Here is a 12,597-nt window from a genome sequence, read left to right on the forward strand (position 1 = left end):
ACGAGCCACACCCTCAGCTGAGGCAGTTGGGCAAGGTGCGTCACAACTGGTCGATGGCTTCGAACAGGTGCTCATAGATTTGGATACGGTGACGGCCCGCGTCCGCAACCAGCAGCTGACCTTCCGGCCCAATCACCATGCCAACGGGACGATAGAAGTGCCGTTCTTCCTCGTCGCGGCGGGCTTCCTGGCGTCGGTCGGCGATTTCCGGGTACATGTCCAACCACTGCTGCGCCCACCGAGACAGTGTGGCATCACCGGCCAGGGTAGCCGTGTGGTGGCCGTGCTCGTCGAACAACTGGACGCAGTCATGCCCCCAGTCGGACACACACAGCCTCCCGGCCGCGTCCACGGCCACTCCCGAAGGGCGGCTCAGGAGGCCTTCACCATAGCTTGCCCGCAGGTGACCCTCCGGACTGAAGCGCTGCACGCGGTCGTTGCGCCAATCAGCAACCCAAATATCACCGTCGGGACCAACCGCGAGTCCCCAGGGCATGTTGAGCTGGGCCGGCTCGGCGCCAAAACGACCAAAGCCGGATACGAAAGCACCATCCAGCGTGAAACGCTGCACTCGGGCGTTCAGCGCGTCGCTGACCCATAGACAGCCAGCGCTGTCTACGCGCAGCCCAGAGGGCCGGTCGAGCTGCCCAGGACCAGAACCGTGCACTCCCCACCGCATTAGGTAGTTTCCCTCAGGGGAGAAGACCGTGACCTGATGGAGGTCTTCGTCGGCGACATAGATTCGCCCTGCCTGATCGGTGGCCAGGGCCGTGGGTGCCGAAAAGCATCCGGGGTCGGTGCCGAAGCTCCCGATCTCACCCAAAAACTGCTCGTCCAGGGAAGTCACCGTTATTCGCGGGTTTTTGTCCTTCCAGGCGCTGGACCTGCTAAGGACGTAAACCACGCCCTCGCTGCCGAACGCCACATCGACCGGATGCTGAAACCCCTGTCCGCTCATACGATTCACCCCGATGGCGCGACAGCGCGGTCGCGTCCTAATGGCCTCGGCCAACCCAACGGTGCTCACGCTGACGCCTTGAGGGGAAGTTGATCGAAGCGTGCGCCGCGGCCTAGCACGTCTTTGGGGTCCACATCGAGGAACTGCTCGAGGACAGACGCATACACAGCGCGAAAGTCCGTGCTGGGCCGCACATCTCCGTCGTCTTGAGCGTCCGGTGCCAGGTTTGGATATTCGCCGTAAAGCCCACCGGCGACTTGGTTACCGATGAGGAAGGCGACGCCGCCGGCACCGTGGTCAGTCCCGGCGTTGTTTTCAGCTACTCGCCTACCGAACTCCGAGAAAACCAGGATCAGCGTGTCGGACCGCAGCCCATGGTTGTCCAGGTCGGTGAGGAAGCAGTCGAGGGCTGCCGAGACCTTTTCCCACAGCCGCGCGTGGGATACCAACTCGTTGGTGTGGGTGTCGAAGCTGCCGAAGCTCGTGTAGAAAATCCGGGTTCCCAGGTTTCCTGCCATCACCGTTGCCACGCCCCGAAGATCCGCTGCGAGCTGGTTGAACTCGGGGTACTCGACGCTCGAGCGATAGGCCGCGGCGGCGCCCTGCAGCATCTCGATCCCCTGCTGGGCGGACCGCCCGGTTTCGAGCAAGCGAGCCGATCCCCACGCCGCGCTGGACTCCGGGCCGCTAGAGTAAACCCGCTCCATAACCCCCAACAGCCGGTCACGCTTGTCCCCTGGTGCGAGGTCCGGGAAAAGGCCGTACTTATCTAAACTGCCCACCGACGCCACTGGAACCCCCGACAGCGACAGTGCCCTGGGCAGGCCACGCCCGAAGTTGACGGCCAGCACAGGGTTCGTGTGCCCCGGGTCGAGCAAAGAGGCTACCTTGGCCAACCAACCCTCCAGCCTCACCTCGTCGGGCTCGGCCGTGTGCCAGATGTCCATCGACCGGAAATGCGAGCGGCTGTGGTTGGGGTAGCCGATTCCCATGATTACGGCTACTTTCCCTTGCTCATAGAGGCGCGCGATCGGCGCCATTGCGGAACTGAAACCGACCCGCTCATCGATTGGCAAGACGGCCTCGTCCCTAAGCGCCACGTGGGGCCGGAAATCGTAGTAGCGGCCATCAGTATAGGGAACCACCGTGTTCAGGTAGTCGTTTCCACCCGAGAGCTGCACGACCACAAGCCGCGTCGGCTCCGGGGGTGCCATAACCTCATGGGTCACCACCTTCATCCCCTTCCCGAAGATCCGGTGTCTGTTTGCCTCTCAGCAGTACTGGTAGTCGGGTGTTGACACAATTACCCGCAGCAATTCCAGCGTGTGCTCCCGCACAGCTTCCGGGTTGTCGGGGAGCAACGGCGAGCCGGTCAAGCGGTCAGCCAAAACCCGTCGTGTCCCCGCCGAGAGCCGCAGGGAGCCCATGGCCTCCAGACAGGCGTCTAGCAAAGAGAAGGACTCGCGGCGGGCGGCGTCGACGACCCGCTCCAGGATGCGAGCTACCCCGGGCGCCTCGGGACGAGCGATCTCGGCGCTGGCGCAGTTGATCCGCTCGATCAACCCGGCGCTGTCGATCCACTCCTCACCCTCGTGCCAACCCTCCACCGATGGAGGATTGAGCAGGGACTGGCCCATGAAATGCGCGTTTCTTGCCAGTTCAGCGACATCATTGGTGGGCAGCGCCCACCGGCCGGTCAGCCGAGCCGTACCCACCATCAGCTCTACGGGGCTCTTGACCTTGCGATACCGCACCTGCTCAGACCGGAAGTGATCCGACATGAAAATGGCTCGCAGTACACTGCGCAAATCACCGGCGGTGTCCTTGAAGACGACGGCCAGCTTGGCGATCGCGGCTCGACCTGACTCATCGGGTTCGTCGGCGACGAAGAAACGGTAGAGCCGCTCGCAGATAAAGCGAGCAGTCGCTGGCTGCCTGACGATGATGGCAATCACGTCGTCGCCGTTGAAGGCGCCGGCATGGCCCAAAAAGGTTTTGTCCCCGCTGTCGTGGTCAGAATCGTCATAGACAAACGAGCCAGGGAAGGTGCCGAGGAAGAACTGCGGCATCATAGGAGTCACGCCCCAGCCGGTAAAGGCGCGGGCTGCCGCCTTTACGTCGGCCTCGGTGTAATTACCCACCCCCATCGTGAACAGCTCCAATAGCTCGCGCGCGTAGTTCTCGTTGGGGGTGTCCTTGTGGTTGGAAGGATTGTCCAGCCAGAAGAGCATCGCGGGATCGCGCGACACGCAACGCAGCAGCTCTTCGAAGCTGCCCATGCCGCGGTGGCGAAACATCTCGATCTGGTCGAGCAGCGCCGAGCAAGGCACGGGGTATTTGGGTCCGGTGGCAAACAATCCATGCCAGAACAGAGCCATCTTTTCCTGCAGGGGCTGGGTCGTCGTGAGGAGCCGCCACATCCACTGTGGCCACGCATGCTCCGGGCTACGCGCACCCACCGAGGCCGTGAAGTACCGATCCACCAGGTCTTGGTCTTCATAGCAGCCGTAAGTCGCGGTTTCCTGCCGCGGGGTCAACAAGGCTTCGACAGTCTCTGCGTAGCCTGCGGCCAGATAGCAGTCCAGCTCATCGGCCGACGCACCGAAACCCGCCCTGCGGAGCAGATGAGCCATCTCTTCGCGGTCACCAGTTGGGTTATCTACTGCCCGTTCCGGATTCGCCAGGACTGGTGGCCTCATCGGTTCCGCCTCTCCCTTGATGGAGATGGACCGCTCACAACGATCCAGACACTCGGGTGCCGGGCGACAAAGTCGCACCAAGGACTCACCAAGGACTGTAATTTGCATAGAATCCGCATGCAAGTGGTTCGCAGGAAGTCCGAGAACACCAGCGGTGACGCAGTGACCCCTGGTGGGCAGCCAGTGGCCTCGTGTCAGCCCGCTGTGCTACCAGGGTGGTGGTGTTGGCGTGGTTTCTGATGTGATCGATGGCCCCGAACTGCAGGCACGTCACCCGGTGTCGTGTTAGCGTTCGCGGAGGTCCCGCGCGTGCTGCTAAGTCCGTGCGCTTTGTGTGGTGTGCACCAGGCTGCGACGCGGGCGATCGGCATCGTTTTGCGGGCTGTCGCCCTAACGCGCATGCCTACCGCCGGCCGCGCCCGCGGGAAAAGGCTCGCAGATCCTTGCAGTGGGTAGACCGCCATCGTGCTGATCGGCTTTTGCGAGCGAGACGAGGACTGACGACTCCGGATTCTTTAAAAAGGGCGCGGCGCCGACGACCGCAAACCGCCTAAAGCATGCCAGCCCGGGTTGTCAATGGCGGCCGAAACCTTTGCCGACGCGATCAAGCGGGTCAGGTGTCAGCCCTAGATAGATTGCACGCAGCCTGTCCCACAGCTCCAGCTGTTCCCACGCGGGCTTCTCCCGGATTTGCTGATTATTAGTTAGGAACGGGTTGGGGAGCATCAGCGTCATCATTTGTTCATCACGTCCGTTGAAGAGCCGGATGCCCCATGAGGTGGGCGATCCGTCAGCGTCGAGACGGCGATACATTTCGGCCCGCCCACACCTTCGGATCTTGCCCAACTCGGGCCCGCTTCCCCGATGCTCGCCGATGCACAGGTGGAAATGCCAGCGACCGAAGTCGACCGTCACATACCCATCACGCATCGAGATGCGTTTCGGGGGGTTCGGCGCCGCCACTTCCCAGGCCGCGCCCGGGACCATGATGCCGAACCAGATTTCGTCCCAATATTCGTCGAAGCACAGGTGGATGAGGTCGAGCAGGCTCTTTTCGTCGGCGGGCAGCGGCCAGCGCTGTTCTCGGCCTCCACCCTCGCTCTGCACGATCGCTGGGACGGCGTTGCTATCGGGCATAGCGTTCCTTTCCTTGTCCTTGGGATCTTTAGATCGAGCTATTCGTGACGGTGTACTCGCCTAGCGCGTCGGCGGGATTGCGATAGTGCAGGCAGCGGCGGGTACGGCGATGGCCGATAGCGATTTTTCCGGAATGCACTGCGCCGGGAAAGTCTGTTGTCAGCGCACACGCTGTGCGCCAGCAGCCATTCGGCGCCCATGGAGAGGAATCCTCGACGCCGATAGCACACGACAGCGCCCGCACCGCGCGCGCGGATTTGGCGCGCAGTAACCTGCTGGGAATCCCCGTTGTTGAGGCTCCAGGTGCTCGTGATGGCGTCGGCGCTAGGTCTGCCAGCGCTGGCGGTGGCTTCATCGGTCTTCGCGTCTTTTGGTTACCTGTCGATGGCTCACAATTTCCAAGTTTTTGTGTTAGATGACAAACTCATCGGCAACGACTGTACTTTTGCGTCATGATGACTGCACAGTGCACGTACTGCCCAGGCCTTCACGATCTGGAAGCGTGTGACGCTGTGCCACTGGTGGGCCGCATGCAGCATGCGTCTGGCGCTATCTATCGTCGGGTGGGCTTGGCGTGTCTCCTGATGAGGTGATCGGTACAGGTCGGGCGTCGGTCTGTTCCGGCGCGGACGTGGCGTCGCGGCCCGCGGGGCACCCTTGGGAGGCGACGGCCGAAATCAGGGAAAATGCCAGCAGGAGCCGTCCGGTCGCTGGGTGGATCAGGCAGTGGGTATCCACACCAAACACCTCACGTACCAGCTCAGGAGTCAAAACCTCCTGTGGGGTGCCGCCGGTAACGATCCGGCCGGCGGCCAACACGTAGATCCGGTCGAAGTAGGCGGCGGCGAGGTTAAGGTCGTGCAGCACGCATAGTGTCGAGATCTCCAGTCGCCGCAGCAACTCCAGAATCTCGAGCGTTGCGCGCACGTCGAGGTGATTGGTGGGCTCGTCCAGCAGCAGCAAACAGGTCTGCTGGGCAAGCGCACGCGCCACCAGGGTGCGTTGCTTCTCGCCTCCGGACAGGCTGAAAAACGGCCGCCTGCGGTGGGCGAGCATGCCCACGCGCTCCAACGAGTCGGCGACCACGTCCCGGTCGGTTTGGGACTCGCGGTCCAGCACGCCTAGATGTGGGGCGCGGCCCAGCGACACGACGTCTTCTACCCTGAAATCGAACTCCGCCAGTGGTTCTTGAGCCACCACCGCGGTGCGCCGGGCCACCTCGCGCTGGCGCAGCTTTGCCAGGTCGTCTTCACCCAACAAGATGACGCCCGTGGTCGGTCGAATCGAGCGATAAATCGTTTTGAGCAGCGTCGTCTTCCCGCTGCCGTTGGGCCCTAGCAGAGCGACCTTTTCTTTGGGGCCGACCACGATAGCGCAATCGGAGAGCAGTGTCGTGGAATCTACCGCCACACTGACCCCATGCAGGACCAGCCTCATCGGCTCATCTCCCCAGATTGAGCACGACGCAGCAGCCACAAGAAATACGGGGCGCCGAGCACCGAGGTGACAATCCCGATCGGCAACTCAGCCGGGTCGGCCGCCACCCGGCACATCACGTCGACGACCACCAGATAGCACCAGATGGATCGCCCCGACTAAGGGCGCCGCCGGCAATACGCGCCGGTGATCGGCACCCACCAGCTGACGCACGAGGTGCGAGATAACACGAGGTGCGGGATAATTAGCCCCACGAACCCGATCCCACCGGCGACCGCGACCATCACGCCGGTGACCAGAGCGGTCACCACCAGCAGCCGGGCCCGCAGCCGCCGCACATTGACCCCCACCGACAGCGCGGTCTCCTCGCCGACCACCAGCGCGTTCAGTGATCGGGACTGCACCAGCAAATACCCCGTGCCCACTATCACCGCAGCTGCGGGCACCCCCAGCATGGGCCACTGCGCATCCCCTAGCGATCCCAACGTCCAAAACAGCACCGAAGCCGCCGCGCGGGGCTCAGTGCTCATAAAGATCAAAAAACTGGTCGCCCCGGCGAACAAGTAGGAAAACGTCACCCCGGCCAACACCACCCGCGTCGGGGTGAACCCGCTTCCACTGCGGGAGGTACCCAGCACCAACACCGCGGCAAGCAACGCCCCGAGAAAACCCCCCGCCGACGTCGACAATCCAGCCATCGCCACCGAACCCAACGTAAGCGTGGCAGCTACCACAAACCCCGCACCCGAGCAGACCCCGAGCAAATAGGGATCAGCCAACGGGTTACGCACCACGGCCTGCAGCGTAGTACCCACCGCCGCCAACCCCGCACCCACGAGCGCTCCCAGCAACACCCGAGGCATGCGCAGCTGCCAGACGATCTGGTCTTGCACGGCGTCAAAGTGCGACCGCACCAAAAATCCGGCCACGTGGTGGCCGACTACCCGAGCCACACTGATCGTCCCCACCCGCCCAGGCCCCACCGCGGCATCGACCGCCATCGCCACAACCAGCACCGCCAGCAGCACCGGCACCAGCACCGTCAACGGCAGCCGCCGACGTCCCGTGACCGACGCGTCGATGGACCCGCCCACCGGCACCCGACCCGCCGACCGACCACGGACCGACCGGTCCGCGTGCATCGGCACTGAGGCGTGGTTCATGGTGATGCGAAGGCTTCGGGGTGCAGCCACTTCGCCCTGACGGCGATGCCATCGATGATCCGCGGTGTGCCCGGACTGGCCGCCTCGGCCACGTCGAGGCAGTAGATCCGCCCGTTTTTGGCGGCGTCAGTGGTCGGGAAAGCCCGCTTTAGTGTCGCTGCCTCTTTCACTGGGTCAACTGGATCTCCTGGCTTCACCAGCTCGATAAAAGCCTGGGGATTGCGGGCTGTGATCGCCTCTTTGCTCGTTGGCTTCATACCGCTCGTGTTAGAGAAAATGCTCACACCACCAGATTTGATTAGCGCGTCTTTCTCAACCCCCACAGCGGTATCGGAAAACTGCCCGCCCAACCTGTAGAATTCGAATACCGGTAGTTTGGGTTTATCGCCAACCCGGGCTTCAATGCCATCTAATCGAACGCGGAGTCTGTCCACCAGCTGCTTCGCCTTATCACGCACATCGAAAATCTCGCCGTAATTGTCGATGTCGGTGAAAACATCGGTCACCTTCCCGTTCTGCCCATTACCGCAGCCGGTGCTCGTCATGCCCGCCGCACTCAGCACTGGCACCCGGTCCATCACCGCCTTGTTCTGCGGCAGCGGCTCAGCAAGGCTATTTGTCCCGCTCTGGGCGACGATCCGATTTCCCACGCCCAGATCGATCAGTATGTCCGCAATCGCCGGGTTCAAGATCACCACCCGGCGAGGTGGCGCATTAAACGTCACGGTCCGACCGCAATCGACGACAGTCACCCGAAACCGGGTCCCGCCCGACACGGCGAACCTGCCACCGCCGTCCGAGGTCGCACCAGGACTCGAACCGGTGCACCCGCTGATGAGTGCGACGATCGTCGAGACCAGCGCAAGCCCCACAACTTTCGGCGCCGGCCGCGCCGCCGACCGCATCGAGCCCCGACGCGAAGCCGCGCCCGATCAGTCGACCTCCACCTGATCGATTCACCAGCCGCTTCGGCCCAGCCCACCTGTGTTGCGTGACCGACGCGATGCCTGGGCTGGCACCACGGGCACAGGCCGCGCGGGGTGAGGCTGGCTCGCGCGGACGGCGCGCAGGAACTGCCCCCCACCGGGCGGGGCAGCGCCGCGGTCGACTGTCGGTAGGGCACCTCGGTGATCAAGCGGCACCCGCTGCAGACCGCATGATGGAGCGGATGGGCGGCCGAACCGTAGGTGACACCTGCGACGGAAAGGCGGCCGTCGAGTGGCTCGGGCATGGTATGGGCCGCGATCTGCGACGGCATCCGCCACGCAGCCCCTCGGCGGGTAGCAGCTCGCCGATCCGGCCGGTGAGGGCCCGCTTCACAGCCGACAACTCAGCAGGCGGCATCCGATCAGTATCGCGCATGCAGCGCCAACCACTTGCGAAAAACCTGCAACAAGTTTTGCTAATCATTTGCATGAAGCGTCCGACAGGGCTATTCTCTGCGGGGTCGGATAGGCGCTCCTCATCGGGGGGTGATCGAGATGGCGCTGAGTGTGGTTCGGCGGGTCGAGCCGGCGCTGCTGCGCTGGTGGAGGCGCTGACCGTGCGGCCGGCGGCTGCAAGGGCGAGTGCCGCGCGGTTGATTACCGTAGTGGTGCCGCCGGCCGTCGATGAGAGGTTCGCGCAAACCGCGACTGGGTTGGGCGCTGCGGGTGCTGAGCACGCTGAGCTGGCGGCGCAGGCGGCGCAACAGCCGGACCACTCGGGTCCGGATGGGGGAGCGGCAGGCATCGGTCATGCCACCGGTCATGCCGCTACGGCGTCGTCGTGCCTGATCGGAGGCGACTGGCGATGACCGCCCCGATCTGGATGGCCTTTCCGCCAGAGGTGCATTCGGCGCTGCTGTCCAGTGGCCCCGGACCCGGTCCGCTGCTGGCGTCGGCTGAGGCCTGGAACTCGCTGAGTACCGCATACACCGAGACGGCCGACGAGCTGACCGCGCTGCTGGGCGCGGCGCAGGCTGGGGCCTGGGATGGGCCGAGCGCCGAGGTATATGTGGCCGCCCATGCGCCGTATCTGGCATGGTTGATGCAGGCCGCCGCCAACAGTAAGACGATAGCCGTCCAGCAGGAAACCGCCGCCGCGGCCTACACCGCAGCACAGGCGGCGATGCCCACCCTGGCCGAGTTGGCCGCCAACCACGCCACCCACGCGGTGTTGGTGGCGACGAATTTCTTCGGCATCAACACCATCCCGATCGCGCTCAACGAAGCCGACTATGCGCGGATGTGGGTTCAGGCCGCCACCACCATGAGCACCTATCAGGCCGTCTCGACCGCGGCGGTAGCCGCGGCGCCGCAGACCACCCCGGCGCCCCAGATCGTCAAGTCCAACGCGGCTTCCTCGGACCCGCCACCGAATCCCGTGGATTCGATATTCAATTTCTTGACACAGCTCTTCACTGGCCAGGGTTACACCAACTTCTACAACAACTTCCTAGGGCCGCTGGGTAACCTCTCACTTTATGGGATTCCCCTTGCGGAGTATGCCTTCATCGGCAATCCATTCTTTTTCTTTAGCCCTGAGAATCTGGCGTTCGCTTTTGGCGTACCTATAGATCCAGGGACGTTTGTTGGCTTGCTCTCTAGCCTTGTTACTGGCACCCTGGCAGGTTTACCCGAGGTGATAGGGATAGCGGGATCTACAGGTAATCCATTAGTGGTGGCTATAGCTTTGATATTCAACGCTATCGAATTCATTTCGTTTGTGATTACTAATATTATCCAGCTGCTGCACTGGCTGCTCGACCAGCCGCTGATCCTGGCTGTGACGCTGCCCCTGCTGGCCGCCCCGTTGGGCGCCGCTGTGGGCACGCTGGGCGGCTTGGGCATCGCCGGGGTGGCTTACGAGGGGCTGCACGAGCTGGTGCCAGCCCCCCCGCCGGTCGCTCCAGCCCTCGCGCCGCCTGTTGCCATCGGCCCGGTCAGCCCCACCCTGATCCCTTCCCCGGCGCCGGCCCCGGCCCCCGCGCCGGTGCCCGCGTCGGCGCCCGCCACGGCCCCTGCGGGCGCTCCCAGCGCTCCCCCACCACACACACCACCGCCACCCGTCGGCCTGGGAGATTTTTCCTACATGGTGGGTTCCCTGCACTTGCGCTCCGGCAGGGAGGCGAGCACGAGTGCCCGCAAGAAGAAGGCGCCCGAGCCCGAAACCGCGCCGGCAGCTGCGGCGGCCCAGGCGGCGGAGAAGGCCCAGGCGCGTCGGCGCCGCCGAGCAAAGGCGCAAATGCTCGGCCAGGGTGATGAATACATGGACCTGGACCAAGAACTGGATTCAGCGCCCGGCGCTGCCCCCGCCGATCAGCACTCGGGGTCGAGCGCCGCCTCGGATCAAGGCGCGGGAACCCTGGGTTTTGCTGGAACCACGCGCACGGACACGACCATGCAGCCTGCGGGACTGACCACGCTGGTCGGCGGCGTGTTCGCCGACGACCCGAGGACGCCAATGATGCCCAGTAGCTGGAGCGACGATCCGGACCAGCCTGCCGATCCCACGAAAGAGGCAAACGACGACTAAACCACAATCCCCGCAGGTCAACTTCTCGCCCGGAAACGATTGGAGAGTGAACCACGATTCTGTTGGACGCACACCCCGCAGTTGGTTGGGGCGCAGTCGGCGTCTGGGGTCAAGGCGGCCCCGATGTGTTCCGCGATCACCCAGGCCGCGCAGGAGGCCCTCGGCGCGGGCGTTTCATGGCGGGGAATCGGCCGTGTTACGGGCCGCCCACGCGCGGTTCGTGGGGCGGAGGCCACGATCAACACGCCCAACACGCCGGAGGATATCGCCCAGGCCAACGGCGGGGACGCCGGTGGACGCCTACACCTCCGCCAGCGCCTACACCGGGTTTTGCCCCGACCGCCCCTGCGCTAGCAGCCGTTACCGCCCTAGAAGCTTTGAAAGGCCCTGTGATGACCAAGATCATGTGCAACAGCCCGGCGACGCCGGCCCATGCCGCGCCGACATGTCGGGTGATGCGGGTGGTCCGGGGATGAGCTATCAGGGCCGTCAGAGCCGGCAGAACTTGGCAGTGGCGGAGCTGGGGCGCGCCGGCCGCGCTCCGGCTGGAACCCGTGCAACCAGCCCCTCGACGCTGGCCCGCGACCAACGCCACCAAATAGGGCGGCTCACCCCGCTAGCTCGCCCGAAAGCCGCGGTAGCACGCTCGCGTAAGGTCTGTGGGATGCGAACCGAAGGTGACAATTGGGATATCACAACAAGTGTCGGGTTGACCGCATTGAACGTGGCCGCCGCGCGCGCATTGGAGGCGCAGAAGCCCGATCCGCTGGCCGTGGACCCGTATGCCGAGCTGTTCTGTCGCGCGGTCGGCGGGGATTGGGCCGACGTGCTGGACGGCAAAGCTCCCGGCCACCCGCTGAAGACCAGCGATTTCGGCGAGCATTTCGTCAATTACCAGGGTGCTCGTACCCGCTTTTTCGACGACTACTTTCGCCGGGCCGTCCAGGCCGGCGTGCGCCAGGTGGTCATCTTGGCGGCCGGCCTGGACTCGCGCGCCTACCGGTTGTCGTGGCCCGACGAGACGACGATTTTCGAGTTGGATCGTCCGGGGGTGCTCGATTTCAAGCGCCGGGTGCTCACCGGGCATGGCGCCCAGCCCCGCGCCCAGCGCCGCGAGGTTGCCGTCGATCTGCGTGCGGACTGGCCGCAAGCACTGCAGGACCACGGGTTTGACGCTGCCAAGCCGTCGGCCTGGCTGGCCGAGGGGCTGCTGATCTACCTGCCGGCCACCGCTCAGGAGCAGCTGTTCAGCGGTATCGACGCGCTGGCTGCTTCCGGCAGCCACGTCGCCGTCGAAGATGGGGCGCCGATGAGGCCCGACGAGTTCGAGGCCGCGGTCGAGGAGGAACGCGCGTCCGGTGACCGGCTGTTTTTCCAGCTGGTCTACAACGAGCGGTGCGCGCCGGCCGAGGAGTGGTTCGGCGCCCGAGGTTGGGCCGCGCACGCGACTTCGCTGGGCGACTACTTCCGTCGTGTGGGCCGCCCGATACCCGAACCCGATTCCCGGGCCGGCGGGATGATCGCGCGGGTCAGTCTGGTGAGCGGCACCAAAGACCGCGCCGGCGGACCTCGATGACTCCGCCGCGCTCGGGTGCCCGGGGCCGCCACCGACCCACTGGTCCATCAACGGTTAGGTTACGCTATGCTAACGTGCTTGAAGTTAGGTTAGGCAATGCTAGCTAGAGGT

General features: G+C 64.5%; 8 protein-coding genes and 1 pseudogene. 2 read left to right on the forward strand and 7 right to left on the reverse strand.

Annotated elements, in window-relative coordinates; genetic code table 11:
- Nucleotides 1–40 precede the first annotated feature (40 nt).
- From MSM1_RS08165 to MSM1_RS08200, 7 genes and pseudogenes are all read right to left on the reverse strand, one after another.
- The gene (locus MSM1_RS08165; RefSeq protein ID WP_213440986.1) at nt 41–958 is read right to left on the reverse strand and encodes an NHL repeat-containing protein; all 918 of its coding nucleotides are present in this window, start codon (nt 956–958) and stop codon (nt 41–43) included.
- A gap of 65 nt (nt 959–1,023) precedes the next feature.
- A complete protein-coding gene (locus MSM1_RS22675) occupies nt 1,024–2,187 on the reverse strand; it encodes a DUF1501 domain-containing protein (RefSeq protein WP_213440987.1) in 1,164 nt (387 codons plus the stop codon).
- Nucleotides 2,188–2,229: 42 nt separating this feature from the next.
- On the reverse strand, nt 2,230–3,765 hold the full coding sequence (locus MSM1_RS08175) for a DUF1800 domain-containing protein (protein ID WP_307857346.1): 1,536 nt from the start codon (nt 3,763–3,765) through the stop codon (nt 2,230–2,232).
- A gap of 465 nt (nt 3,766–4,230) precedes the next feature.
- Nucleotides 4,231–4,794, reverse strand: a complete 564-nt coding sequence (locus tag MSM1_RS08180) for a hypothetical protein (protein WP_213440989.1) — start codon at nt 4,792–4,794, stop codon at nt 4,231–4,233.
- 549 nt (nt 4,795–5,343) lie between these two features.
- Entirely contained in the window at nt 5,344–6,231 is an 888-nt protein-coding gene (locus MSM1_RS08185; RefSeq protein ID WP_213440990.1) for an ABC transporter ATP-binding protein, read from the reverse strand.
- Nucleotides 6,228–7,394: pseudogene (locus MSM1_RS08195) on the reverse strand (FecCD family ABC transporter permease). The gene MSM1_RS08185 and the pseudogene MSM1_RS08195 overlap by 4 nt, the downstream one beginning before the upstream one ends.
- Nucleotides 7,391–8,119 carry an ABC transporter substrate-binding protein gene (locus MSM1_RS08200; protein WP_213440993.1) on the reverse strand — a complete coding sequence of 243 codons (729 nt, stop codon included), beginning with the start codon at nt 8,117–8,119 and terminating at the stop codon, nt 7,391–7,393. Before MSM1_RS08200 ends, MSM1_RS08195 begins: the two are co-directional and overlap by 4 nt.
- A 1,066-nt stretch (nt 8,120–9,185) precedes the next feature.
- On the opposite strand from MSM1_RS08200, the gene MSM1_RS08210 reads away from it, so the two are divergent.
- Together MSM1_RS08210 and MSM1_RS08215 are read left to right on the forward strand one after the other, a co-directional pair.
- Nucleotides 9,186–10,910, forward strand: a complete 1,725-nt coding sequence (locus MSM1_RS08210; protein WP_213440995.1) for a PPE family protein — start codon at nt 9,186–9,188, stop codon at nt 10,908–10,910.
- Nucleotides 10,911–11,574: 664 nt separating this feature from the next.
- Nucleotides 11,575–12,486, forward strand: coding sequence for a class I SAM-dependent methyltransferase (locus MSM1_RS08215; RefSeq protein ID WP_213440996.1), 912 nt, complete (start codon nt 11,575–11,577; stop codon nt 12,484–12,486).
- Nucleotides 12,487–12,597: the final 111 nt, after the last annotated feature.

It is taken from the genome of Mycobacterium sp. SM1 (assembly GCF_018361265.1).
In the GTDB taxonomy this organism is placed as follows: domain Bacteria; phylum Actinomycetota; class Actinomycetes; order Mycobacteriales; family Mycobacteriaceae; genus Mycobacterium.